This window comes from Streptomyces sp. sk2.1 (assembly GCF_008120935.1).
Classification (GTDB): Bacteria; Actinomycetota; Actinomycetes; order Streptomycetales; family Streptomycetaceae; genus Streptomyces.
This window is the reverse complement of record NZ_RDBO01000044.1, coordinates 2,836-29,773: the sequence shown is the minus strand read 5'-3', so window position 1 is coordinate 29,773 and position 26,938 is coordinate 2,836. Positions and strand designations below refer to the sequence as shown.

Genomic DNA, 26,938 nt, shown 5'->3' with positions numbered 1-26,938 from the left:
GGCGCGCGACGACAGCTACAGCACCTCGCTGCGTTGTCGGAACGTCCGAATACATCCAGTATGCGGACGCTCCTCCGCCTTGCGATGCACCGCATCTGACGCCGCGCGCTGATCCACCGGGGATTACGGGACAGCCCTTAGGTTCTGTCCGGCGGATCATGAGGCCATACGATCTGATCGTGATTGATCTCCAGATCCGACGCGAGAACGGCACGATCGAGGCCCGCGCGAAGCACGGTGTGGCCTGGGGGCCTGAGCTGGCTGGTCTTGATCAGTCAGTGTTTCCAATGCTGGGACACCTGCTGCCGTACGCGGACACCGTTTTCAACCACCGGCAGGTGTCGACCCTGTTGGAGGAGGTACCGAGGCTGCCTGTAGGTGTGCTGACTGATGAGTTCGCGCGTGAGTTGATCGAGCTGGGCCACGTAGTTCTTGACGGTCAGTCCGCTGCGCTGGTCCCAGAATCCCCAGGCGAGCGAGGTCGCTTCGCGTCCCTCGGCGCGGCGGAGCTGCTGGGGTCGGTTCCGGCGGAGCATCCGTTGACGGCGGTGGTGCACACGGCGGGGGTGCTGGACGACGGTACGGTGACGGCGTTGACGCCGCGGCGGGTGGACGCGGTGCTGCGTCCCAAGGCGGACGCGGCCTGGTACCTGCACGAACTGACCCGGGACCTCGACCTCGCCGCCTTCGTCCTCTTCTCCTCCGTGATGGGCGCGATCGGTGGCGCGGGCCAGGGCAACTACGCCGCCGCCAACGTCCACCTGGACGCGCTGGCCCAGCACCGCCGCGCCGAGGGACGCGAAGCGACCTCGCTCGCCTGGGGATTCTGGGACCAGCGCAGCGGACTGACCGGCGACCTCGACGACGTGGACATCGCCCGCATGGCCCGCACCGGACTGGTCCCGCTCGCCACCGACGAGGGGCTCGCGCTCTTCGACGCGGCGATCGCCACCCCCGAAGCGGCCCTCGTACCCGTGCGCCTCGACGTCGCACGGCTGCGCGCGCAGGCCGACTCCGGCTCGCTCGCCGCCGTACTCGGCGGACTCGTCCGCACCCGTGCCCGTACCCGTCGTGCCGTGGCCACGGGCGTCACCACCGACGGCGCCTCGCACCCGTTCGCCCACCTCTCCGGGGCCGAACTGGACAAGGCGCTCCTCGACATGGTGCGCGGTCACGCCGCGGCCGTTCTGGGCCACTCCGCACCCGACGCGATCCGTGCCGACAGCAAGTTCAAGACGCTCGGCTTCGACTCGCTGTCCTCGGTCGAACTGCGCAACCGGCTCAACGCGGCGACCCGGCTGCGGCTGTCGGCCACGGCCGTCTTCGACCACCCGACCCCCACGGCGATGGTCGCCCACCTGCGCGGCGAACTGTGCGACGACGCGGACACCGCCACCGGGGCGACGGCCCAGGCCCCGGCACCGGTCCCGGCCGCCGGGGACACGGCCGACGACCCCGTCGTCGTCATCGGCCTCGGCTGCCGCCTGCCTGGCGACGTATCGACACCGGAAGGACTGTGGGACCTCCTCTCCTCCGGCCGCGACACCGTCGCGGACCTCCCCACCGACCGGGGCTGGGAGCTCGACACCCTGCACGACGCCGACCCCGACCGGTCGAACAGGAGCTACGTCACCAAGGGCTCCTTCCTGTACGACGCGGCCCGGTTCGACGAGGAGTTCTTCGGGATCAGCCCGCGCGAGGCGCTCGCCATGGACCCGCAGCAGCGGCTGCTCCTGGAGACCGCCTGGGAGGCGTTCGAGAGGGCGGGCATCCGTCCGCATTCCCTGGAGGGCAGCCAGGCCGGTGTCTTCATCGGCGCGCTGTTCCAGGAGTACGGCTCGCCCATGCACGAGGCGTCGGAGGGCGTGGACGGCCTGATGCTGACCGGAAAGACGACCAGCGTCCTCTCCGGGCGGCTGGCGTACTTCCTCGGTCTGGAAGGGCCCGCGATCACCATCGACACGGCGTGCTCGTCGTCGCTGGTCGCCCTCCACCAGGCCGCCCAGGCGCTGCGCGGCGGCGAGTGCTCGCTCGCCGTGGCGGGCGGGGTCTCGGTCATGCCGACACCGGGGTTCTTCACCGAGTTCAGCCGGCAGCGCGGGCTCGCCACGGACGGCCGCATCAAGGCGTTCGCCGCGGGCGCGGACGGCACCGCCTGGGGCGAGGCCGTGGGCGTCCTGCTCCTGGAGCGGTTGTCGGACGCGCGGCGCAACGGGCACGAGGTCCTGGCGGTGGTGCGGGGCAGTGCGGTCAATCAGGACGGTGCCAGCAATGGTCTGACGGCGCCGAACGGCCCCTCGCAGCAGCGGGTGATCCGGCAGGCGCTGGCGAATGCGGGGCTGACGGGTGCGGACGTGGATGTGGTCGAGGCGCACGGCACCGGCACCAGGCTCGGTGACCCGATCGAGGCGCAGGCGCTGCTGGCCACGTACGGTCAGGAGCACACGCCCGAACAGCCCTTGTGGCTCGGCTCGTTGAAGTCCAACATCGGGCACACCATGGCTGCCGCAGGCGTCGCCGGGGTGATCAAGATGATCGTCTCGATGCAGCAGGGCGTACTTCCGCAGACCCTGCACGTCGACGAACCGACTCCGCACGTGGACTGGGAGTCGGGTGCCGTCTCGCTGCTGACGCGGGAACAACCCTGGCCGAAGCTGGACCGCCCGCGCCGCGCGGCCGTGTCCGCCTTCGGTATCTCCGGTACGAACGCACATCTGATTCTGGAGCAGGCTCCGGCGGAGGAAGCGGGGCCGGACGAAACGGCCATCGACGAGGGCCCGGTGCCGTGGGTGTTGTCGGCCCGGAGTGGTGCGGCGTTGCGGGAGCAGGCCGCCAGGCTGGCCGGTTTCGTCGCCGAGCGGCCGGAGCTGGACCCGGTCGCGGTCGGTTCCGCGCTGGTGCATGCCCGTACGGCCTTCGACCACCGGGCGGTCGTCGTCGGGACCGACCGTGAGGAGCTGCTGCGGGGTCTGGAGGCCGTGGCGGAGGAGGAAGGACTGTCGCGGCCTGTTGCGCAGGGCCGGACGGTGTTCGTTTTCCCGGGTCAGGGGTCGCAGTGGGTGGGGATGGCTGCGGGGTTGTATGCGGATTCGCCGGTGTTCCGGGCGCGGTTGGAGGAGTGTGCGCGGGTTCTGGCGCCGTTCGTGGAGTGGGATCTGCTGGAGGTGCTGCTCACCGAGGGGGGTGCCGGGCTTCTGGAGCGGGTGGATGTGGTGCAGCCGGCTCTGTGGGCGGTGATGGTGTCGCTTGCGGAGCTGTGGCGGTCCTTCGGTGTGGTGCCGGATGCGGTGGTGGGTCATTCGCAGGGRGAGATCGCSGCGGCCGTGGTGGCGGGGGCGTTGTCCCTTGAGGATGGTGCTCTGGTGGTGGCGTTGCGGAGCCGGGCGATCGTGGTGCTGGCGGGGCGGGGCGGGATGGTGTCGGTCGCGCTGGGCGTGGACCGGGTGCGCCCGTGTCTGGAGCGGTGGTCGGGTGAGGTGGCGGTGGCCGCGGTCAACGGCCCCTCCTCGACGGTGGTTTCGGGTTCCTCGGCGGCTCTGGACGAGCTGGTCACGGTTCTGGAGGGGGAGGGGGTGCGGTGCCGYCGGGTTCCGGTGGACTACGCCTCCCACTCCCCGCACGTCGAGACGATCGAGGAGGAACTCGCCCGCCTCCTGGCCCCGGTGTCCCCTCTGATTCCGGCCGTTCCGCTGTATTCGACGGTCACGGGCGAGGTGATCGACAGTGCTGTGCTGGATGCGGGTTACTGGTACCGCAATCTGCGGGGCACGGTCGAGTTCGAGAGCGCGGTCCGCTCCCTGCTGGCGGACGGGTTCACCGCGTTCGTGGAGTGCAGCGCGCATCCGGTGCTGACGATCGGTCTCCAGGAGACCTTCGAGGCCGCCGATACCGGCCCCGCTGTTGCCGCGATACCGTCCCTGCGCCGRGACGAGGGCGGCATCCAGCGCTTCCTCGCCTCGCTCGGCCAGGCATGGYCCCACGGCGTGGATGTGGGCTGGGGGCAGATACTGCCCGAGGCGGGGAGCCTRGTGGGGTTGCCGACGTATGCCTTCCAGCGCGGTCGTTACTGGCTGGAGTCGGTGGGTGTGGTGGGTGGGGATGTTTCGGCTGCGGGGTTGGTCGCGGCCGGGCATGCGTTGCTGGGTGCGGTGGTGGATCTGGCGGGTGCGGACGGTGTGGTGCTCTCGGGGCGGTTGTCCCTGCAGAGCCATCCGTGGCTCGCGGACCACGCGGTCGCCGGGACGGTCCTGCTGCCCGGCACCGCCTTCGTCGACCTCGCCCTCCACGCGGGCGACCGGACCGACTGCGACACCCTCGAAGAACTCACCATCCAGGCACCCCTCGTCCTGGCCGAAGGCACCGCCGTCCAACTGCGGGTCGAGGTCGGTGAGCCGGGCGAGGCCGGCCGCCGCACCGTGAACATCCACTCCAGGCCCGACACCGAGGGCTCCTCGTGGACCTGCCATGCCTCCGGCGAACTCGGCATCGGCTCGCGCACCGAGGCATCGGACGTTTCCGGGGTGTGGCCTCCGGTGGGTGCGGTGCGGGTTGATGTGTCGGGGTTGTATGGGGAGTTGGCGGGGGTGGGGTATGAGTACGGGCCGGTGTTCCAGGGGGTGGAGGCGGTCTGGCGGCGGGGTGCGGAGGTGTTTGCCCAGGTGGTTCTGGGTGAGGAGGAGTGTGGTGGGGCAGGTGGGTTTGGGGTGCATCCGGCGTTGTTGGATGCGGCGTTGCACGCGGGGTTGTTGCCGGAATCGGGGGACCGTGCGGCTGGTTCGGGGCCGGTGGCTCCGAGGTTGCCGTTCGTGTGGTCGGGTGTGCGGTTGCATGCGACGGGTGCGGTGGCGGTTCGGGTGCGGTTGGTTCCGGTGGGGAACGACAGCGTGTCCGTGGAGCTGTTCGACGGCGAGGGCCGGCCGGTCGTCTCCGTCGACTCCCTCGCCCTGCGCGAGATCCCGAAGGACCGGCTCCGGGCCGGGGGCGCGGACGAGGCGCACACCCCGTACGCCGTCGAATGGATCCGTCCGACCCTGCCCGAGCGGGGCCGGCCGGGAACGTGCGCCGTGGTCGGCGGGGACACCCGGCTGACCCGCGGTCTCGCGGACTCCCTGGACGCCCCCGTGCACCCCGGCCTCGACGCCCTCCTGGCCGCCGTGCGCGCAGGCGCCGAACCGCCGCAGCTGGTCGTCCTCGCCGCGTCCGAGCCGCCGCTGCCCGGCTACCCGGCCGTCGGCGCCCTGCCTTCTGACGCCCCGACCACCGACGACACACCGCGACACGTGCGCGCCACCGTGCACCGGACCCTGGAAGCGGTCCAACAGTGGCTCGGCAGCGAGGAGTTCATGCGCTCACGGCTGGCCGTCGTGACGCACGGCGCCCTGGCGACCCGGCCCGGCGAGGACGTCACCGACCTGGCGGGCGCCGCCCTGTGGGGCCTGATGCGAACCGTCCAGGCCGAGGAACCCGACCGGTTCGCACTCGTCGACCTGGACGGACCCGACCACCCCGCCGACGACCTGGCACGGGTGTGGTCCGCCCTCGACACCGAACCCCAGCTCGCCCTGCGGAACGACGGCCCGCTCGTGCCCAGACTGGTCGGGGCCACCACCCCCGACGACACGCCGGCCCCGCGCCCGCTCGACCCCGAGGGGACGGTGTTGATCACCGGTGGTACGGGGACGTTGGGTGTGTTGTTCGCGCGTCATGTGGTGCGTGAGTACGGGGTGCGGCATCTGCTGTTGGTGAGTCGGCGGGGTGCGGGTGCGGAGGGTGTTGCCGAGCTGGTCGCGGAGTTGGGTGGGTTGGGTGCCCGGGTTCGGGTGGTGGGGTGTGATGTGGGTGACCGGGGGGCGCTGGCGGAGCTGCTGGGGTCGGTTCCGGCGGAGCATCCGTTGACGGCGGTGGTGCACACGGCGGGGGTGCTGGACGACGGTACGGTGACGGCGTTGACGCCGCGGCGGGTGGACGCGGTGCTGCGTCCCAAGGCGGACGCGGCCTGGTACCTGCACGAACTGACCCGGGACCTCGACCTCGCCGCCTTCGTCCTCTTCTCCTCCGTCACCGCCACCCTCGGCAACCCCGGCCAGGGCAACTACACCGCGGCGAACGGATTCCTGGACGGCCTCGCCCAGCACCGGCACGCCCACGGGCTGCCCGCGCTGTCCCTCGGCTGGGGCCTGTGGGGCCGGGCGACCGGACTGACCGGCCACCTCGGCGAGGCCGACCTCGCCAGGATGACCCGGGGCGGTCTCGCCGCCATGGACACCGACCACGGCCTCGCCCTGTTCGACGCCTCCCTGAACACCGGGCGCGCGACCACCGTCCCCACCCGTCTCGACCTCGCGGCACTGCGGGCCGGTGCGGGCGACGGGCGGCTCCCCACCCTGCTCCGCTCACTGGTCAGGGTGCCCGCCCGCAGGAGCGCCAGGACCGCCGCCGAGACCCCGGCCGGCGAATGGGCCCAGCGGATCGCCGCCCTGCCGGAGGCCGAGCGCGCCGACGCGGTCGCCGGACTCGTACGCACCCAGGTGGCCACCGTCCTCGGCCTCGGTCCGTCCGGGGCCGTCGACGACACCCGGGCGTTCAAGAACTACGGCTTCGACTCGCTGGCCTCGGTCGAACTGCGCAACCGGCTGGCCACCGCCACCGCGCTGCCGCTGCCCGCCACCCTCGTCTTCGACTTCCCCACCCCCGGCGCGGTGACCGGCTACCTGCTGGAACGCGTCATGGGGGAGAGCACGCCCGCCGAGGACGAACCGGTCCGGCGCCGGGCCGAGGACGACGACCCGATCGCCATCATCTCGATGAGCTGCCGCTACCCCGGTGGCATCACCTCCCCCGAGGAGCTGTGGCGACTGGTCGCCGACGGGGTGGACGCCGTCGGAGGCTTCCCCGCCTCGCGCGGCTGGGACGAGGCCGAACTGTACGACCCCGACCCGGACGCGGCCGGCAGGACGTACTCGCGGTCCGGCGGATTCCTGCACGGCGCCGAGGACTTCGACGCCGAGTTCTTCGGGATCAGCCCGCGCGAGGCGCTCGCCACCGACCCGCAGCAGCGCCTCCTCCTGGAGACCACCTGGGAGGCGTTCGAAAGGGCGGGCATCGACCCGACGACGATGCGCGGCAGCCGCACCGGGGTGTTCGCCGGAGTCATGTACAACGACTACGCGTCGCGGCTGCACCCGGCACCCGCCGGATACGAGGGCTACCTCGGCAACGGCAGCATGGGCAGCGTCGCCTCCGGCCGGATCTCCTACACCTTCGGACTGGAGGGCCCCGCCCTCACCGTCGACACCGCCTGCTCGTCGTCCCTGGTGGCACTGCACCTGGCCGCCCGGGCGCTGCGCGAGGGCGAGTGCTCGCTCGCCCTGGCCGGCGGCGTCGCCATCATGGCGACACCCACCACCTTCATCGAGTTCAGCCGCCAGCGGGCCCTGTCGCCGGACGGACGCTGCAAGGCGTTCTCCGCCTCGTCCAACGGCACCGGATGGGCCGAGGGCGTCGGCCTGGTGCTCCTGGAACGGCTCTCGGACGCGCGCCGCAACGGCCACCGCGTACTCGCCGTCATCCGCGGCAGCGCCGTCAACCAGGACGGTGCCAGCAACGGACTCACCGCCCCCAACGGACCCGCCCAGCAGCGCGTCATCCGGCAGGCCCTCGCCGACGCGGGCCTGAACGGCGCGGACGTCGACGCCGTGGAGGCGCACGGCACCGGCACCACCCTCGGGGACCCGATCGAGGCCCAGGCGCTGCTGGCCACGTACGGCGAGCAGCACACCCCCGAACAGCCGCTGTGGCTCGGCTCGTTCAAGTCCAACATCGGTCACTCGCAGGCGGCGGCCGGGGTCGGCGGCGTCATCAAGATGGTGATGGCGATGCGCCACGGGACGCTGCCGCGCACCCTGCACGTGGACGAACCCACTCCCCACGTGGACTGGTCAGCCGGCACGATGACGCTGCTGACCGAGGAACAGCCCTGGCAGGAACGGGCCGGCCGGCCGCGCCGGGCCGCCGTCTCCTCATTCGGCATCAGTGGCACGAACGCCCACCTCATCCTGGAACAGGCCCCCCATGCGGAGCCCGCACCGGCCGGGCCCGCACCGGCGGCCGATCCCGTGGAGGACGGGGCCGGGCCGTCGGCGCGCCCGCTGCCCTGGGTGCTGTCCGCGCACACCGAGGAAGGACTGCGGGCCCAGGCGGCGCGCCTGGTGTCGTACCTCGCAGAAGCGGCCGAACCGCCGCGCCCCGAGGACGTGTCCCTGTCACTGGCCACCACCCGGGCCCGCCTCGCACACCGCGCCGTGGTCCTGGGCGCGGACCGGGAAGAACTCACCGGGGCCCTGACCGCCCTCGCCCGCGGCGGGAACACACCGGACGTGGTGCGGGGAACGGCCTCCGGCACCGGCCGCACCGCCTTCATGTTCACCGGGCAGGGCAGCCAGCGCGCGGGCATGGGGCGCGGACTGTACGAGACCTTCCCCGTCTTCGCCGAAGCCTTCGACGCGGCCTGCGCACGGCTCGACACGGAACTGGGCCGCTCCCTGAAGGAGCTGGTGTTCGCCGGGCCGGACAGCCCCGAGGCCGACCTGCTCGACCGCACGGTCTTCACCCAGGCCGCCCTGTTCGCCGTCCAGACCGCGCTGTACCGGCTCACCGAGCACCTCGGACTCGCCCCCGACCTGCTGATCGGCCACTCCGTGGGCGAGGTCACCGCCGCACACGTCGCCGGGGTCCTCACCCTGGACGACGCGTGCACCCTGGTGGCGGCCCGGGGACGGTTGATGCAGTCGGCCCGCGAGGGCGGCGTGATGATCGCGATCCGCGCGGCCGAGGCCGACGTCCTCGACCGGCTGCGGCCGTACGGGGGAAGGCTCAGCCTCGCCGCGGTCAACGGCCCCCGGGCCGTGGTGATCTCCGGCGACGCCGACGCCGCCCACGAGGTGGCCGAACACTTCCTGGCCCAGGGGATCAAGACCCGCCGGCTGACGGTCTCGCACGCCTTCCACTCCCCGCACATGGACGGCGTACTCGAAGAGTTCGAACGGATCACCCGCACCCTGACCTTCCACGAACCGCGCATCCCCGTCGTCTCCAACATCACCGCACGCGTCGCGCTCCCCGGGGAGCTGACCGACCCCGGCTACTGGGCGCGGCACATCCGGGCGGCGGTCCGCTTCCACGACGGCATCCGCACCCTCCACGGGGAAGGCGTCACCACCTACCTCGAACTGGGCCCCGACCCCGTCCTGACCTCGCTGGTCCACAACGCCTTCGAGGACGGGGACGACCTGCCCGCAGCGGCCCCGGTGCTGCGGGCGGGCCGTCCCGAGGACCGCACCTTCCTCGCCGCGCTCGCCACCGCCGACACCCGCGGCGCCCCCGTCGACTGGACGGCACTGCTCGACGGGCGGAACGCACGGGTCGCCGACCTGCCGACGTACGCCTTCCAGCGCAGCCGCTACTGGCTGGAGACCCCCGTCGCACCCCGAGACACGGCCGGGACGGGGCAGGACGCCGCCGACCACCCGCTGCTCGGCGCGTTCGTCGAACTCGCGGGCGGCGAGGGGCTGGTGTGCACCGGTCGGCTCTCGCTCGACGACCACCCCTGGCTCGGCGACCACGTCGTGGCGGGTGCCGTGGTGCTGCCCGGCGCCGCCCTGGCCGACCTCGCGACCTGGGCCGGGGACCGGGTCGGCAGCACCACCGTCGAGGACCTCGCGATGGAGGCCCCGCTGGTGCTGCCGGAACGCGGCGCACTGCGCATCCAGGTCACCGTCGGCGCCGCCGACGACACGAACCGCCACCCCTTCAGCGTGTACACCAGGCCGGACGACGGGACCACCGGCGACGGGAGCGCGCCCTGGACCCGGCACGTGACCGGGACGCTCGGCGACGGCACCCCGGGCGGTGCCGGGGCGACGGACACCGCACTCGGCGGGGCCTGGCCGCCGCCCGGCGCCGCGGCCATGGACGTCGAGGCGCTCCACGACCGCCTCGTCGCCGCCGGCCTCTCGTACGGCCCCGCCTTCCGCGGACTGCACGCCGCCTGGCGGCTCGGCGACGAGCTGTACCTCGACGTACGACTGCCGGAGGGCGACTTCGCCGCGCCGGACGGCTACGGCATCCACCCGGCGCTCCTCGACTCCGCCCTGCGCCCGCTGGCACTGGGCGGCCCCGGCAGTCCGGATCCGGCGGACCCGGACGGGCAGGCGGACCCGGACGGGCAGGCGGAAGAGGACCGCGTCCACATCCCGTTCCTGTGGAGCGGCGTCACCCTGTACGCGACCGGCGCCACGGCCGTACGCGTACGCATCGCCCCGACGGCGACGGCCGGTGCCGTATCCCTGGACATCGCCGACCCCGAAGGGGCGCCGGTGGCCCGGGTCGAGACCCTGGCCGTGCGGGCACTGCCCGCCGGCCGGCTGCACGCCCCGACGGCGACGACCGGTGCGGACGGCGGACTCCTGCACCTCGCCTGGACCGAACTCGCCGGAGCCGACGCACCGGAAACGGACGGCTCGCTCCACGAAGGACGCTGGGCGGTGCTCGACGACCGGTCCGAACTGGCCGCGCCCGCGATGGCCCACGCCGCACGGCGCATCCCGGTCGAAACCCTCGGCACGCCGACCGGCACCGGCACCGGCACCGGCACCACGACACCGCCCGACATCGTGGTCCTCGACGCGCTCGGCCGGTCCCGGACACCCGGGACCAACCCGCCCGACGCGGCGCGCGCCGCCCTCACCGACGCCCTGGCCCTGCTGCACACCTGGCTCGGCCGGGAGGACCTCGCCGACACCCGTCTCGTCCTGCTGACCCGGCAGGCCGCCGCCGTCCGGCCGGGCGAGGCACCGGACCCGGTGGCCGCCGCCGTCACCGGCCTGCTGCGCTCCGCCCAGTCGGAGAACCCCGGCCGCCTCGTCGTCCTCGACCTGGACGGCACCGACGCCTCGGCACGCGCCGTGGCCGGGGCGGCGACCGCGGCCCTCGTACAGGGCGAGCCGCACATCGGGCTGCGCGAAGGCACGGCATACGTCCCGCGCCTGGTGACCCGGGCGTCCGACCGGAACCAGGTGCAGGACCCGGACCCGGACCGGGGCCCGCGGTTCGCCCCGGGCGGCACGGTCCTGATCACCGGGGCCACCGGCTTCCTCGGCGGACTCGTCGCCCGGCACCTGGTCGCCGAACACGGCGTACGGCACCTGCTGCTGGTCAGCCGACGGGGCGAGGACGCCCCCGGCGCCCGCGAACTGGGCGCCGAACTGGCCGCGTCGGGGGCGAGTCCCGTCCTCGCCGCGTGCGACGTCGCGGACCGCGAGGCGGTCGCGCACCTTCTGACGACCGTCGACGCCGAACACCCGCTGACCGCGGTCGTCCACACGGCGGGCGTGCTCGACGACGCGGTCCTGACCGGACTGACCCCCGGGCGCATCGACACGGTGCTGCGGCCCAAGGCGGACGCCGCCTGGAACCTGCACGAACTCACCGGCGACCTCGACCTGTCGGCGTTCGTGCTCTTCTCCTCGATCGCCGCACCGCTCGGCACCCCGGGGCAGGCCAACTACGCGGCGGCCAACGCCTTCCTCGACGCGCTCGCCCTGCGCCGGCGGGCGGACGGCCTGCCCGCCCTGTCCCTGGGCTGGGGGCTGTGGGGCAACGACGCCGGCATGGCCGAGGAACTCGCGGCGGCCGACCGGGCCCGCCTCGCCCGCTCCGGCCTCGCGCCGATGGCGAGCGACCACGGCCTCGCCCTGCTGGACGCCGCCCTGCCCGCCCCGGACGGGCTGCTCGTACCCGTACGGCTCGACGCCGCAGCCCTGCGCACCCAGGCCGCGTCGGGCCAACTCCCCGCACTCCTGCGTGCGTTGGTCCGTACCCCCGTACGTCGTTCCGCCGCATCCGGCGGCCCGGCCGACAGCGCGCAGCCCCTGCTCGACCGGCTGACCGCGATGACCACCGACGAGCGCGCCGACGCCGTACTGGAACTGGTGCGCGCCCAGGCCGCGGGCGTGCTCGGCCACACCGACACCCGGCGCGTCGACAGCGGACGCAGTTTCCAGGAGCTGGGGTTCGACTCCCTCACCGCGGTCGAACTGCGCGACCGGCTGTCGGCCGCGACCGGGCTGCGACTGTCCGCCACGCTCCCCTTCGACCATCCGACGGCCGCCGCGCTCGCCGTGGAACTGCTCGGACGGCTCGTACCGGACGACGCCGCGGGCCCGGCGTCGCTCGCCGAGGCCCTCGACCACCTGGAGGCCGCCCTGACCGGGGCGACCGGCACCGGGGCCGAGGAGTACGAACAGGTCGGCGGACGCCTCGGTGAGCTGCTGCGCCGATGGCAGGGCGCACACCGGCACCTGGCACCCGGGTCCGACGACGTGTCCGACCTCGAATCGGTCACGGACGACGAACTCTTCTCCGCCCTCGACGACGAACTCCGGGCCACCGGAGCCGAATGAGCCCGTACGGACGGGCCGCGGGCGCCCCCTCGACGACGTTCGGAAACCACCGATGTTCGAAAAAGCAATGTGCACCACAGGTGTACGGACAAGGAGTCATCCGTGAGGAATATGCGCGGGAACCCATGGGCAGTCCTGGTGACGCTGGGTCTCGGGTTCTTCATGACACTGCTGGACCTGACCATCGTGAACATCGCGATTCCCGACATGATGGACCGGCTGGGATCGTCCCTCGACGAGGCCATGTGGGTCGTCAGCGCCTACGCGCTGGTGCTCGCCGTCACGCTGATCACCTTCAGCAGGCTCGGTGACCTCCGCGGACCCCGCACCCTGTTCGTCGCCGGCGTCTCCCTGTTCACCCTGGCGAGCATCGCCTGCGGCCTCGCCGGGACCCCCGGCATGCTGATCGGCACGCGCGCGGTCCAGGGCCTCGGCGCGGCGATGATGGTGCCCCAGACCATGGTCCTGATCATGGCGGTCTTCCCGGCCGACCGGCGCGGCACCGCCATGGGCGTGTGGGGATCGATCGCCGGGGTCGCGACCCTCTCCGGCCCGACCCTGGGCGGCCTGATCGTGAGCACGATCGGCTGGCGCTGGATCTTCTTCATCAACGTGCCGATCGGCCTGGCGGTCATCGCCCTGACGTTCCTGTGGGTGCCCGACATCCGGCCCGCCCGCGCGCACAAGTTCGACGCGGTGGGCGTCATCATCGTCACGGCCGCGCTGTTCTGCCTGTCCTTCGGCCTGCAGGAGGGCGAGCGCTACGACTGGAACACCGGCATCGTCGCGCTGATCGCCGCGGGCGTGGCACTCATCGGTGTGTTCGTGCTCCACCAGCGGCGCAAGCAGGACGACGAGCCCCTGGTGCCCTTCGCCCTGTTCCGCGACCGCAACTTCACCGTCATGACCACCATCGTGGCCCTGGTCTCGATGGCGCTGCTGGGCCTGGTCCTGCCGATGAACATCTACCTGCAGTCCGTGCTCGGCATGAGCGCGATCCAGGCGGGCCTCACCCTCGCCGCCTCCCCGGTGATGTCCATGTGCACAGCACCTTTCGCGGGTCGCATGTCGGACCGCATCGGCGGCAAGAACGTCCTGCTGTTCGGCCTGATCGTGTACGGCTGCGGCATCGCCATGGTGTTGACGCTCGCCGCGACCGACAGCCACTGGTACACCTTCACCCTGCCGATGGCCGTCCTCGGCCTCGGCACCGGCTGCCTGCTCGCCCCGATGGCGACCGAGGCGATGCGCAACGTGCCCCGGCAGCTCGCCGGCGCGGCTTCCGGGGTCAACAACACGGTCCGGCAGATCGGTTCGGTCCTGGGTGCCTCGATCGTGGGCGCCGTGCTGCAGAGCAGCCTCGCCTCGAACCTGCGCTCCGAGGCGACCGCCCGCGCCGACGCGCTGCCCGCCGGGTCCCGCGACGGCTTCGTGGCCGCCTTCTCGCACGGCGACGCCCCGGACGCCGCGACGCTCAAGGCACTGGCGGCCGACCTGCCCGACAAGACGGCGGGAACGCTCGGCAAGCTCGCCGAGGACGTCTACGGCCACGGCTTCGTGGCCACCATGGACTCCTCCTTCGTGCTGCCGCTCTGCGCGATCGCCCTGTCCGCGCTGCTGTGCACCACGGCCCACAACCACATGAAGAAGAAGGCCGCGGCGACCGGGACCGTCGCACCGGTCAGGACGGAGCCGGAACCCAGCCGCTGAACCCGACACCGCCGGCCCCGCCGGCCACGACCTCCGGCCCCCACGCACATCCCCCGGCGTGGGGGCCGGAACGTCGCCCCGTACGGCCCGCGCCCCAGGGTCTTTCGTCTGGATCATGCCGGGCCGATCCAGACGAAAGACCCTGGGGCCGACGGCAGCCGCGGACCCGACCCGGGGGGGAAACTCCTGTTCATCTCCCTCGACGTGCGAGATGCTGCCGGACATGATCGACCGTGACTTCGCGATCCGGGTGGCCCAGGAGGATCTGGACCGCACGTACTCGGGACGGCTGGCGGTGTCCGAGGCCGAGGAACACGAGCTCGTCTGGATCGTCCACTACCAGACCGCGGAATACCTGCGCACGGGAGACCCGGATCAGCTCCTGGGCGGCAACGGCCCCTACCTGGTGGATCGCCTCGACGGGAGTCTTCACCGGATCGGACCGGTCACCGCGCTCACCGGCGAGTGGGAACTGGACTACCGGACCCGTATCAGGAAGATGACGGTACGCACCGCGGTGGACGATCTGCACGACGAGATCCGCCGGACAGTGGCGGCCGACGGGCGGATCATCGCCATGCGCCTGCTGCGGCAGCGGGTCCGGCCACTCACGTACGCGCAGGCCGTCGAGTACGTCACCACCCTGCAGGCCGGCACCGCGCCACCGCACCTGGTGGACATCGCCACCAGGGTCCTCGTCCCCGTCCTCGACCCCGTCCTCCGTGTCGAGACCATCCACGACGCGGGCTCCCCGTCGTCCGAGGAGTCCGCCGGGGGTTGATCGCGGGACCGGATCGAGGTCACAGCAATCGGTCGACCAGCCCGTCGACGTAGTCCGGGGTGAGCGGGCCCATGCCGAACAGGACGCGGACGTACATCGGGGCCAGGACGTGGTCCAGCACGCCGAGCGCGTCGGGTGCGTGCTCGCCGCGTTCGCGGGCGCGGTCGAGCATGGCCTGCAGTTGCCGGATGCGTTCGTCGCGGATGGCGTCACGAGCCTGCAGGCCCTGCTGATCGGCGCCGGACAGGGCGACGGCCAGGTGCAGTACCGCCGGACCGTCGGGTCCGGTGATCTCGCGGGCCACGTTGGCCGCGTAGGTGCGCAGGTCGCCGGACAGGCTCCCGGTGTCGGGCATCGGCGACTGCGCGTTGAGGCGGTTGAGTGCCACGTCGGTGAGCAGGGTCTCCAGGTTGCCCCACCGGCGGTAGACGCTGCTGTCGGCCACGCCCGCGCGGGCCGCGACCTCGCCGACGGTGAAGTTGCCGTAGCCGCGCTCGCCGATCAGCTCGGTGACGGCCTGGTGCACCTGCGCGCCGACGCGGGCGCTGCGCCCGCCGGGTCGTCGGGCTCGCTGTCGCTCGTTCATGCCCACCACCTTAACGCAGTAGCGACTTGCGTTTGTGGGTGACCCTCCGTACAGTCCCCTAAAGCAGTCGCCAGCTGCTTTAGGGCGCTCGGGTGCATCGCCACCCGTGTCGGCCGTGGCCGGGCGCAACTATCGATCGAGGGGGATCTCCATGGCCGCATCGCATACGACCGAAGGCAGTCGACCAAACCGGACCGTGCTGCTCACGGTGACCTGCCTGGGCCAGTTCATGGTCCTGCTCGACAACACGATCGTCGGAGCGGCGCTGCCCGACATGCAGCACCGGCTGCACACCCAGCTGACCGGTCTGCAGTGGATCGTCGACGCGTACGTACTGCTGGTCGCCATGCTGCTGCTGTCCGGTGGTGTCTTCGCCGACCGGTTCGGCCGCAAGCGGGTGTACCTGACCGGCGTGGCGGTGTTCACCGCCGCGTCACTGCTGTGCAGCCTCGCACCCTCGGTCGGCTGGCTGGCCGCCGGCCGGGTGCTGCAGGGCATCGGGGCCGCGGCGCTGAGCCCCGCCTCGCTCGCCCTGCTCGTCGCAGCCTGCCCCGTGCCGCAGGAACGGATCAAGGCGATCGGGATGTGGGCCGGATTCAGCGGAATCGGCCTGGCCGCAGGCCCCGTGGCCGGCGGCGTGCTGACGGAAGCCTTCGGCTGGCCCGCCATCTTCCTGGTCAATCTGCCCATCGGCGCGGTCCTGCTGCTGGTCGGCCTGCGCCACCTCGGCGAGTCCCGCAATCCGGGCGCCCCCGCGATCGACGTCCCGGGCACCGTGCTGTCCGTTCTGGCCGTGGGAGCCCTGACCTACGGGCTGATCGAGGGCGGTGCCCGCGGCTGGACCTCGCCGGTGATCCTGGGCGGCTTCACCGCCGCGGTGATCCTCCTGGCCGCCTTCGTCGCCGTCGAAGCGCGTCGTTCCGCACCGATGCTGCCGCCGAGGCTGTTCCGGCAGCGCCTGTTCACCGTGTCCAACACCGCCATGGTCGTGGTGGGGTTCGCGCTCATGGGCTCGTCGTTCTTCTTCTCCCAGTTCTTCGTGTACGTCCAGGGCAGCTCGATCCTGCGCGCCGGTCTGCAGACCCTGCCGGTGTCCCTCGCCATGGTGATCGTCAGCCCGTACGCGGGCCGGCTCGCCGCCCGGTACGGTTTCCGAGTCGTGGTCACCACCGGCCTGGCCCTGGCCGGACTGGGACTGCTGGCGCTCGGCATGGTGCATGCCGACACCGGATACGGGAACGTGTGGTGGCGGCTGGGACTCGCCGGAACCGGCTTCGCCCTGGCCATGTCCCCACTGACGGGCGCCGCCATCCAGGCGGTCAGTCCGCAGGAGGGCGGTCTCGCATCAGGCATCAGCAGCACCACCCGGCAGATCGGCGCGGTGCTCGGCGTGGCGGTGCTCGGCGCCGTCGTCCGCAGCCGGCAGTCCGGTGGCGCCTCCTTCGAGGCCGGCCTCAACAGCGCCTTCGTCGCCGCCGGCGCCGTCACTCTGGCCACCGCCGTGTTCACCGGCCTGTGGCTGGTGAGGTCCAAGCCCGAGGAAGGCTCCGCGGCGCCGCGACGTTCCACCGGGCCGGATGCGGTCACCGCCTCGAACGAGGCATCCGTGAGCGGCCGTTGACCATGACGACCGCCCCGGCCGGGAGCACCCGCCGCACAGGACCGCGCACGACATCCCACAACCACGCGAAGGATCCCGAACTTGTCCCCTGACCCGACCACCGTGCACCCGCTGCCCGCCCACGAACGCGTGGTGTTCCTCAAGCCGCTGGTCACCTCGCCGAACATCGCGGTGGGCGAGTACACGTACTACGACGACCCGGACGGCGCCACGGACTTCGAGCACCGCAACGTCCTCTACGCCTACGGGCCGGAGCGTCTCGTCATCGGCAAGTACTGCGCGATCGCCTCGGGAACCACGTTCCTGATGGCCGGCGCCGAGCATCCGACGATGGGGGCGTCGACGTACCCGTTCACCATGTTCGGCGGCCGGTGGGCCGAGCGGACGCTGGACATCGTCACCGCCATGCCCAGCCGCGGCGACACGGTCGTCGGCAACGACGTCTGGTTCGGGTACCGGGCGACCGTCATGCCCGGCGTACGGATCGGCGACGGCGCCATCATCGCGGCCGGCGCCGTGGTCACCTCCGACGTCCCGCCCTGCACGATCGTCGGCGGCAACCCGGCCAGGCCGATCCGGCAGCGCTTCGACGACGCCGACGTCGAACGGCTGCGGCGCGCCGCGTGGTGGGACTGGCCCGCAGACCTGGTGACCGAGCACGCCCGCACCATCATGGCCGGAACCCCGGCCGACATCGAACGCATCGCCATCGAGCACGGACAGGAGAAGTCCCTTTGACCCGCGTGACCCAGGTGTCCATCGAAGAGCACACCGTGGCCGACAGCACGGCCGGACCCTACGCCCTCACCACCGGACCGGACGGCGCGCTGTGGTTCACCCTCGTCCACGGCGGCCGGATCGGCCGACTCGTCCCCGGTGAGGAGCCGACGAGCCACCGGCTCGACCCCGACTGCGGGCCGACCGTCATCACCCCCGGCCCCGACGGCGCGTTGTGGTTCACCGAGTACCGGGCGGACCGGATCGGGCGGATCACCACCGACGGCGTCATCGACGGGTTCGACGTGTCCACCCCGGGCTGCGGGCCGTTCGGCATCGCGGCGGGCCCCGACGGCGCGCTGTGGTTCACCGAGACCGCCGCCGACCGCATCGGCCGCATCACCGTCGACGGCGACGTCACCGAGTTCCCGCTCCCCGTCACCGGCGCGTTCCCCTCCGCGATCGTCGCCGGTGACGACGGAGGGATGTGGTTCACCCTCAACCAGGCGGGCGCCATCGGGCGGATCGGCATGGACGGCACGGTCACCCTCCACTCCCTGCCGACGGAGGCGGCGGCGCCGGTGGGGATCGCCGCGGGCCGCGACGGAGCCCTGTGGTTCGTCGAGATCGCCGCCGGGCAGATCGGCCGGATCACACCCGACGGGCAGATCACCGAGTTCCCGCTGCCCGACCGCGCCGCCCGCCCGCACGCCGTCACGGTCGACGCCGACGGTACCGCGTGGTTCACCGAATGGGGCGGCAACCGCGTCGGCACGATCACCACCGACGGTTCCATCACCGTCCACGACCTGCCCACCCCCGGCTCCGAACCGCACGGCATCACCGTCGGTCCCGACGGCGCCCTGTGGACCGCGCTGGAGATCGGCGCGCTCGCCCGCATCGCCCCGGCGACCGGCACCGCCTGAACAGACCACCCCACACACACCGTCAGCAGTGGTCGCCCGTAAGGCGGCCGGAAAGGAAGTCCCATGAAATACGCACTCGTGATCTTCGAGACGGACGAGTCGCGCCGCCGGATCCAGGCCGACCGGGCCGCGTACCGCAAGGAGTACGAGGGCTGGATCGGCGGCCTCGCCGCGGCCGGGAAACTGGTCGGCGGCGAAGCCCTGGAGACCGAGCGCACCGCTCCCGCGACGGTGCGCACCGCGGCCGACGGGACGTCGGCGGTGACCGACGGGCCCGCGCACGCCGGCGGGGAGACCCTCGGAGGATGGTTCATCGGCGAGGTGGCCGACCGCGCGGAAGCCATCGAACTGGCCAGGAGCCTCCCCACCCCGGAGACCGTCGAGGTCCGCCCGGTCCTCGAATCCGCCTGACCGGAGCCGGGAACCGGCCCGACGAAACGGCGCCCGGCCACGGGGTCGCCCCTGCGGGGAGACGGGCGCAGGTTTTCGCGGCCCGGAATCCGCAGCCTCGAATTCGCGACCCGGAAACGGCAGGTCCCGTCCGACCCGACGGGTCGGACGGGACCTGCCGTTTCCGGGGTGCCGCGCACGGCGGGGCGGGGCCGGGAGGCGCCGCCCCGTCCTACCAGCGCACGTGCAGGGCGGAGAGACCACCGGTCAGTGTGTTGTCCCGGAACTGCAACTCGTCCAGCTCCGTGGCGAGCTGCAGGTTCGGGAACCGCTCGAACAGGGTGGAGAACACGATCTGGAGTTCCAGGCGGGCCAGGCCCGAACCCAGGCAGAAACGCGGACCGTGCCCGAACGCCAGATGCTGGGTGCTGTCCCGGGTGATGTCGAAGTAGTTCGGGTCCGAGAAGATGTCCGGGTCCCGGTTGGTGGCGGTGAAGGCCAGCAGCACCAGGTCGCCCTCGGGAATGGTGAGGTCCCCGACCTGGATGTCCTCGTGCGCGTACCGCGGCAGCACGTCCTGGGTGGACGGGGCGGCCATCCGCAGGATCTCCTCGACCGCCGACTGGATATGCCCCCGGGGGTCGGCCTGGAGCTTCGCACGCTGCTCGGGGTGGGTGAGCAGCAGCAGCGTGCCCAGGTCGAGCCGGGTCACCGTCGTCTCGTGGCCGGCGAAGAGGATGCCGGAGGCCATCCGCGCGATCTCGGTGTCCTCCAGGCCCTCCTTCTCCTGCGCCGCGACCAGGTCGGAGAAGACGTCCTCGCCGGGGTTCCGCCGCTTCACGTCGATCAGCCGGTACATGTAGTCGTTCAGCTCGGCCCAGGCCGCCTTGGCGGCCTCCACGTCGTCCAGGCTGGTCGAGCCCGCCGAGAGCCGGCGGAACTCCTCACGGTCCTCACCGGGGACGCCGAGCAGCTGGCAGATCACCAGGACGGGCAGCGGGAAGGAGAGGGCCTCGTGGAAGTTCCCGGGGTTCGGGCCCGACTCGAGACCGTCGTACAGCTGGCTCACCAGCTCCTCGACACCGGTCTTCAGCCGCGCCACCCGGCGGGCGGAGAAGGCCGGGGAGAGCAGCCGGCGGAAACGGGTACGGGTGGCCACCTCCTCCTCGGGCTTGCCCAACGGACCGGTGAGAACAGCCGCGTTGGCGACCCGGGCCGCCTTCTCCGGGTGGGCGTGCGAGCGTCCCAGCCGCGGATCGTTGAGGAGCTGCTTCACCTCGCCGTAACGGGTGACCAGCCACCCCTCGTCACCGGCGGACGTGCCGACCCTGACCACCGGCGACTTGGACCGCAGGGCGCGGAACGTGGGCGCGATGCCGTTCACGTCGTCCGGATCACGAGGGAAGGGAAGACGGGCGAGTTCTTGAACCTCTGTCACGGTCGTGCTCCTCGGGTCGGCATGGTGAGGTGACTGACAATCCCGAGGGGGACGCTAGGCAACCGGGCTAAAGGTGTCTTAAACCGCTTGCCGCGAATCCACCTGCAAGCGCCGCGAAAGGGCTGCGCAAGCCCCCGGTGCCAGGGTGACCCGACTTTCATTGGTTCTGTGGAAAGAGGGCGTCGCAAGATGAAGGTGGACAACGTCTTCCTCGCCGGGATCGGTACGTTCGTCCCGGAACGGGTCACGATCGACGAGGCCGTCGAACGCGGGTGGTACGACGCCGCCCTGCGCGAGTCCAGCGGCATGATCTCGGTGGCCGTCGGCGGCGACACACCGGCCCCCGACATGGCCGTCAGTGCCGCACGGGACGCGATGAAGCGCTCCGGACACCGGCCCGAGGACATCGACGTCCTCATCCACACCCCGGTGTTCCACCAGGGCCCCGACATCTGGTCCGCTCCCCACTACATCCTCCACAACACCCTGGACCGGCCCATCCCCGCCCTGGAACTGCGCCAGGGCTGCCTCGGCATGGTGACCTCGCTGCGGTTCGCCGCCAACCTGCTGATGGCGGACCGCGACTCCACCGCCGTGCTCGTGACCGCCGGCGACAACTTCTCGACGCCCAACGTGGACCGCTGGACGGTCAGCTCCAACTACATCCTGGCCGACGCCGGCTCGGCGGTGGTGCTCTCCAAGCGGGGCGGCTTCGCCAAGCTCCTCTCGGTTGGTTCCGTCTCCATTCCGGAAGCGGAGCTGCTGCACCGCGGGGGAGACCCGCTGTTCCCGCCGAGCGTCACCCTCGGCAAGGGGCTCGACCTGGAGGCGCGCACCGACCACCTGCGCGAACAGTGGGCCAAGGGCGTGGTCCCGCCCGTCTTCCACCTCGGCGACATCGTCAACGAGACCGTCGACGCCACCCTTGCCGAGGCCGGGCTGACCATGGACGACATCACCGGGGTCGCCCACAGCGGAGTCGCCTGGGAGCAGGTGGAGAACGGCTTCCTGGCCCCGCTGGGCATCGACAGTTCGCGCGGCACCTGGGAGTTCAACCGTCGCACGGGCCACTCGGGCGGCACCGACCAGATCGTCGGCCTCGACCACCTGCTGTCCTCGGGCCGGCTGGAGCCGGGCGACCACGTACTGCTGCTCGCCGCGGCCGTGGGCATGGAGGTCGGCTCGGCCGTCCTGGAGATCGTCGAGATCCCGTAGGACGCAGGTTGTGGACCGAAGGCCGTATGACCTGCGCAAACCGCATGAACCGCACGAGAAGAGGAACCCCACCATGAACCCTTCCGCCACCGGCACCGTCGGCGCCCCGGCCGCCTTCACCCCGCAGCAGATCAAGGACACCGTCGCGCAGCTCATCGGCGTCGACGCCGATGTCATCGCCGACGACACGAACCTGGTCGCCCTCGGGCTGAAGTCCATGCACATCATGCAGCTGGTCAACGGCTGGCGGCGGGCCGGCCGCAGGGTCTCCTTCAAGGACCTGGCCACGGACCCCACCGTGGCGAGCTGGTCCCGGCAGCTGGCCTGACCCCGCACCACCGGCCGGTCCGGTCGCACGACGACACGGCGGTGGGGCCGGGGCGAATCGCCCCGGCCCCACCGCCGTACCGTCGTGCTCACCGCCGCGGCGAACCGAACCACTGCCGGAGAGCACCCGTCAGCGTCTCGTCGTCCGGCTCGCCCGCCCACGCCACATGCCCGTCGGGGCGCAGCAGGACGGCACGCGCGTCGATGTCCGCCACCGGTTCGGCCACCACCACCTCGACCCGGTCCGACCAGGGCGCCAGTCGGTCGGCGGCAGCGGTACGGGTACGGGTGTCGGCACCCCTACCCGTACCGGTGTCCGAGCCGGTGTCCGGGCCGGTCAGGTCGAGGAACACACCGCGCCCGTGGTGCTGTACCTCGGGGACGCTGCTCGTCCCGCCCGGCCCGGTCAGCGCCACGTGCGGCAGCCGTCGGCCCAGCGGCCGGGCCGCGTCCGGCTGGGCGTAGCTGACGTCCAGCCCGGTGGAGAGCTCCAGCAGATAGCGGTTGACGTCGGGGAACTCCAGCAGCGTCGTCACCAGCTCCCGCACCGGGGCCACCCGTTTCACCGGGTGGATCAGGGCCAGCTGGGTGTCCGTGGCGGAGGCCGCGCGCACCGCCGCCGGCCGGCGCTCGGCCGTGTACGTGTCGAGCAGCTCGGGCGGCGCCCAGCCGAGCAGGTCGCCCGCGAGCTTCCACCCGAGGTTCACCGCATCCTGGAGACAGAGGTTGATCCGCAGACCGGCCAGGGGGTAGAAGGTGTGCGCCGAGTCCCCGACCAGGAGGACCCGCTCGTCCTGGAACCGGTCGGCGACCCGGGACGGGCCCCCGTACCTGCGGATCCACCGCACCGGAACGTCGGGGAACGGCTGCTCGTTGAGCCGCTCGACGCCCGCCCGCAGCTCCGCGGCCGTGGGTGCCACCGAAGCGCCCGGCAGATCGGTGTCGAACTCGGCGGTGATCACCCTGGTCACCCCCGGCTCCACCGGGACCGCCGAGTACAGACCGCCGATCGGGCAGAACCGGGCCCCGCGGTGGATCTCCTCCAGATCGCCGAAGTCGATCTCCACATCGGCCACCAGCCCGCAATTGGGCTGACTGGAACCGGGAAAACCGATCCCCGCCAGTTCACGCACCACGCTGTTCTCGCCGTCGGCCCCGATCAGGTAGCTGCCGCGCAGCCGGTACTCGCCGTCGGCGGACCGCACGGTGACCGTGACGCCCGACTCGTCCTGCGTGAACCCCGTCAGCTCGTGACCGGGGCGCAGGTCCGCACCGCGCTTCACCGCCCGGTGCTCCAACTCCCGCTCCAAGTACTCCTGACCGAGCAGCAGCGCCGGCAGGTGCCGGTTCTCCAGCGGGGTGCTGTCCAGCCACAGCAGTGAGAAGTGGGTGCCCTGCGAGGGTGCGGTGTGCTCGCGTATCCCGTCCAACAGCCCGCGTTGGTCGAGGAGTTCGGCCGCGGTCGTGTTCAGGGCCTGGCCGACGGAGCGGCCGCCGTCGCGCGTGGCGTGCCGTTCCAGCACGATCGATTCGATGCCCCACAGGCCCAGCTCGTGGGCGAGCATGAGCCCGGCGGGCCCGCCGCCCGAGATGATGACGGGATCGGACATAACCTGATTCCTAGGGGGTGAGGGGTTTGGGAAAACCGGATCCATCATGGCCGGGGGTGAGAACGGGAGGAGCCCGGTTCAGGCGATCCCGAGCTCGTTGTCGATGAGGTCGAAGATCTCGTCGTCGGTCGCCGCCGAGATGCGCTCGGCGCTCGGACCCTCGGACGCGTGCGTGGTGGAGCTGCCCTTCTCCAGACTCAGCAGGAAGTCCTGGAGACGGGTCACGACCTTGCCCACCGCGACCGGGGACGCCTCGGCGGTCCCCGACCCGCTCTGCAGCAGGTCGAGTTCCGAGAGGAGCCGCCCGAACACATCCGCCTCCGGCGGGGCGAGCAACTCGTCGAGATGCCCGACCAGCGCGTTCGGCGTGGGATGGTCGAAGATCAGCGTCGGCGAGAGCCGGTGGCCGGTCGCGGCGCCGAGCCGGTTGCGCAGTTCGACGGCGGACAGCGAGTCGAAACCGAGCGTCTTGAAGGGCTGTTCGAGGCCGATGCTGTCCGCCGTGGCGTGTCCGAGCACCGCGGCGACGTTCTCGCGCACGAGACGCGCCAGAACGTTGCGCCGCTCCTCGGACGACAGCGGCGCCAGGCGCTCGACGAGCGGTACGCCGGATGGCACGGACCGGACCGGACCACTCGCGGCGCGGGCCGCGGAAGCCCCGGCCCGCTGCTGGACGAGACCGCTGAACAGCGGCTCCAGCAGCCCCGCCCGGGCCCGTTCGCCCAGCGTCGCGAGGTCCATCCCCATGGCCACCGACAGGGGCCGGCGCAGCCCGAGCGCCTCGTCGAACAGCGCCAGGCCCTCCTCCGTGGAGAGCGCCACCACACCGGTACGGGACAGCCGGTTCAACGCCGTCCCGTCGAGGTGCCCCGTCATGTTGCTGGTCTCGCTCCACAGTCCCCAGGCGATGGAGGTGGCGGGGAGTCCTTGGGTGTGGCGGTGGTGGGCGAGGGCGTCGAGGAAGGTGTTGGCGGCGGCGTAGTTGGCCTGTCCGGGGTTGCCGAGGGTGCCGGCGGCGGAGGAGTAGAGGATGAAGGCGGTGAGGTCGTGGTGTCGGGTGAGGGTGTGGAGGTTCCAGGCGGCGTGGGTTTTGGGGGTGAGGACGGTGTTGAGTTGGTGGGGGGTGAGGGTGTCGATGGTGGCGTCGTCGAGGGTGCCTGCGGTGTGGATGACGGCGGTGAGGGGGTGGTTGGTGGGGATGGTGTCGATGAGGTGGGCGAGGGCGTCGTGGTCGGTGGTGTCGCAGGCGGTGAGGGTGACGGTGGCGCCGAGGTCGGTGAGTTCGTCGGTGAGTCGGGTGGCGCCGGGGGCGTGGGGTCCGCTGCGGCTGGTGAGCAGGAGGTGGCGGGTGTGGTGGTGGGTGACGAGGTGGCGGGCGAGGAGGCTGCCGAGGGTGCCGGTGGCTCCGGTGATCAGGACGGTTCCCTCGGGATCCAACCCACGCGGCAGGGTGAGGGCCACCTTGCCCATGTGACGCGCCTGCCCCAGGTACCGGAACGCCTCGCGGGCCCTGCGCACGTCCCAGGCGGTCACGGGCAGCGGCCGCAGTGCTCCGGCCTCGAACAGCGACACCAGCTCGGTCAGCATCTCCTGGATGCGGTCGGGTCCGGCCTCCATCAGGTCGAACGCCCGGTACGCCACACCCGGGTGCTGCTCGGCGACCTGGTCCCGGTCCCGGACGTCCGCCTTTCCCATCTCCAGGAAGCGGCCGCCGCGGGGGAGGAGGCGGAGGGAGGCGTCGACGAATTCCTTGGCGAGGGAGTCGAGGACGACGTCCATGCCGTGGCCGTCGGTGGTGGTGAGGAACTGTGTCTCGAAGTCGGTGGTGCGGGAGTTGGCCAGGTGTTCGTCGTCGAGGCCGAGCCTGCGCAGGGTGTCCCATTTACCGAGGCCGGCGGTGCCGTAGACCTCGGCGCCCAGATGGCGGGCGATCTGGAGGGCGGCCATGCCCACACCGCCGGCCGCCGAATGGACCAGCAGCCGCTCCCCGGCCCGCAGCCCCGCCAGGTCCACCAACCCGTAATACGCCGTCAGGAAGACGATCGGGGTCGCAGCCGCCTCGGCGAACGTCCAGCCCTGCGGCACACGGGCGAGGGTTCGTCCGTCGGTGACCGCGATCGGTCCGGCGCCCTCGGAGAACAGGCCCATGACGCGGTCGCCGACGGCCACCGACGTCACATCGGGGCCGACCTCCAGCACCACACCCGCGCCCTCGCTGCCCATCGGCGCCTCGCCCGGATAGCTGCCCAGCGCGATCAGCACGTCACGGAAGTTCGCACCCACCGCGCGCACGGCCACCCGCACCCGGTCGCCGGTCAGCGGCTCGCCCGCACCGGGTGCGGGGACGAGGGCGACGTTCTCCAGGGTGCCGGTGCCGGTGCTGCCCAGACGCCAGTGCGGCGTGTCGTCCGGCGGCGCGAGAACGTCGTCGGCGTTGTCCTTGACCAGCCGAGTCGCATACACCGCACCGTTCCGGACGGCCAGCTCGGGTTCACCGCATTCGAGGGCGACGCGCAGGAAGTCCGGCGCGGAGTCGCGGTCGAGGTCACGGGGCAGCTCGGCGTCGAGATCGAGCAGGACGAAGCAGTCCGGATTCTCGGCCTGTGCGGAACGCACCAGCCCCCGCACCGCCGCGCCGGCCAGGTCACGCACGCCCTCCCCCGGTCCGGCCTCCACCGCACCGCGGGTGACGACGACCAGGCGCGCGGCGGCGAACCGATCGTCGCTCAGCCACTCCTGAACGGTCCGCAGTACGGCCTGCACCGCCGTACGGGCCGCCTCTCCCTGATCGGTGACGTCGGCAGCGGTCGTGGTGACGTCGGCAGCCTGCGCGTGCGGGGCGTCGCACGGCAGGAACACCACGTCGGGGACTCGGCCGTCGCTGTCGATCAGCGCATCCAGCACACCCGACCTGTCCGACCCATCCGATCCGTCCGTTCCACCCGTTCCGTCCGCTCCACTTGTCCCATCTGACCCGTCCGACCCGTCCGACCTGTCGAGTACGGCCCAACGTCGGCCGGTGTCCGGGCGCCCGTCGCCACGCTCACCACCGTCGTGCACCGGGGTCCAGTCGACGCGGTACAGCACGCTCGGCTCCGCGCGGAGCCGAGCGTGCTGTACCGCGTCGACTGGACCCCGGTGCACGACGGTGGTGAGCGT

The 26,938-nt window shown here is 72.1% G+C and carries 13 protein-coding genes; 9 read left to right on the top strand and 4 right to left on the bottom strand.

The window, feature by feature from the left end:
* The first annotated feature begins 179 nt into the window (after positions 1 to 179).
* The 3 genes from EAO76_RS14950 (at position 180) to EAO76_RS14940 (ending at position 14,949) form a co-directional block, all read left to right on the top strand.
* Positions 180 to 12,458: a type I polyketide synthase gene (locus EAO76_RS14950; RefSeq protein WP_262375482.1), complete on the top strand. Its 12,279-nt coding sequence runs from the start codon at positions 180 to 182 to the stop codon at positions 12,456 to 12,458.
* 111 nt (positions 12,459 to 12,569) lie between these two features.
* On the top strand, positions 12,570 to 14,168 hold the full coding sequence (locus EAO76_RS14945) for a DHA2 family efflux MFS transporter permease subunit (RefSeq protein WP_222872171.1): 1,599 nt from the start codon (positions 12,570 to 12,572) through the stop codon (positions 14,166 to 14,168).
* Positions 14,169 to 14,391: 223 nt separating this feature from the next.
* On the top strand, positions 14,392 to 14,949 hold the full coding sequence (locus tag EAO76_RS14940) for a YrhB domain-containing protein (protein ID WP_148836436.1): 558 nt from the start codon (positions 14,392 to 14,394) through the stop codon (positions 14,947 to 14,949).
* A 19-nt stretch (positions 14,950 to 14,968) separates the two neighbouring features.
* On the opposite strand, the gene EAO76_RS14935 is transcribed toward EAO76_RS14940, so the two are convergent.
* Positions 14,969 to 15,535: a TetR/AcrR family transcriptional regulator gene (locus EAO76_RS14935; protein ID WP_148836435.1), complete on the bottom strand. Its 567-nt coding sequence runs from the start codon at positions 15,533 to 15,535 to the stop codon at positions 14,969 to 14,971.
* Positions 15,536 to 15,686: 151 nt separating this feature from the next.
* Between EAO76_RS14935 and EAO76_RS14930 the strand changes: the two genes are divergently transcribed.
* The 4 genes from EAO76_RS14930 to EAO76_RS14915 all read left to right on the top strand — a co-directional run bounded on the left by EAO76_RS14930 (position 15,687) and on the right by EAO76_RS14915 (position 19,210).
* Positions 15,687 to 17,156 (top strand): MFS transporter, encoded by a 1,470-nt coding sequence (locus EAO76_RS14930; protein ID WP_148836434.1) that lies wholly within the window; start codon positions 15,687 to 15,689, stop codon positions 17,154 to 17,156.
* Positions 17,157 to 17,228: 72 nt separating this feature from the next.
* Positions 17,229 to 17,894, top strand: coding sequence for a CatB-related O-acetyltransferase (locus tag EAO76_RS14925; RefSeq protein ID WP_376044039.1), 666 nt, complete (start codon positions 17,229 to 17,231; stop codon positions 17,892 to 17,894).
* 5 nt (positions 17,895 to 17,899) lie between these two features.
* The gene (locus EAO76_RS14920) at positions 17,900 to 18,799 is read left to right on the top strand and encodes a virginiamycin B lyase (RefSeq protein ID WP_376044037.1); all 900 of its coding nucleotides are present in this window, start codon (positions 17,900 to 17,902) and stop codon (positions 18,797 to 18,799) included.
* 63 nt (positions 18,800 to 18,862) lie between these two features.
* Positions 18,863 to 19,210, top strand: coding sequence for a YciI family protein (locus tag EAO76_RS14915; protein WP_148836431.1), 348 nt, complete (start codon positions 18,863 to 18,865; stop codon positions 19,208 to 19,210).
* A gap of 211 nt (positions 19,211 to 19,421) precedes the next feature.
* On the opposite strand, the gene EAO76_RS14910 is transcribed toward EAO76_RS14915, so the two are convergent.
* On the bottom strand, positions 19,422 to 20,627 hold the full coding sequence (locus EAO76_RS14910) for a cytochrome P450 (protein ID WP_148836430.1): 1,206 nt from the start codon (positions 20,625 to 20,627) through the stop codon (positions 19,422 to 19,424).
* A gap of 189 nt (positions 20,628 to 20,816) precedes the next feature.
* Here EAO76_RS14910 and EAO76_RS14905 point away from each other — a divergent pair, with 189 nt between their 5' ends.
* Both EAO76_RS14905 and EAO76_RS14900 read left to right on the top strand, forming a co-directional pair.
* Positions 20,817 to 21,842 (top strand): ketoacyl-ACP synthase III family protein, encoded by a 1,026-nt coding sequence (locus tag EAO76_RS14905; RefSeq protein ID WP_187438632.1) that lies wholly within the window; start codon positions 20,817 to 20,819, stop codon positions 21,840 to 21,842.
* A gap of 73 nt (positions 21,843 to 21,915) precedes the next feature.
* Positions 21,916 to 22,170, top strand: coding sequence for a phosphopantetheine-binding protein (locus tag EAO76_RS14900; protein WP_148836429.1), 255 nt, complete (start codon positions 21,916 to 21,918; stop codon positions 22,168 to 22,170).
* Between the two features lie 88 nt (positions 22,171 to 22,258).
* On the opposite strand, the gene EAO76_RS14895 is transcribed toward EAO76_RS14900, so the two are convergent.
* Both EAO76_RS14895 and EAO76_RS14890 read right to left on the bottom strand, forming a co-directional pair.
* A complete protein-coding gene (locus EAO76_RS14895) occupies positions 22,259 to 23,779 on the bottom strand; it encodes an FAD-dependent monooxygenase (protein WP_187438631.1) in 1,521 nt (506 codons plus the stop codon).
* A 78-nt stretch (positions 23,780 to 23,857) separates the two neighbouring features.
* The gene (locus tag EAO76_RS14890) at positions 23,858 to 26,683 is read right to left on the bottom strand and encodes an SDR family NAD(P)-dependent oxidoreductase (protein ID WP_148836427.1); all 2,826 of its coding nucleotides are present in this window, start codon (positions 26,681 to 26,683) and stop codon (positions 23,858 to 23,860) included.
* Positions 26,684 to 26,938 lie beyond the last annotated feature (255 nt).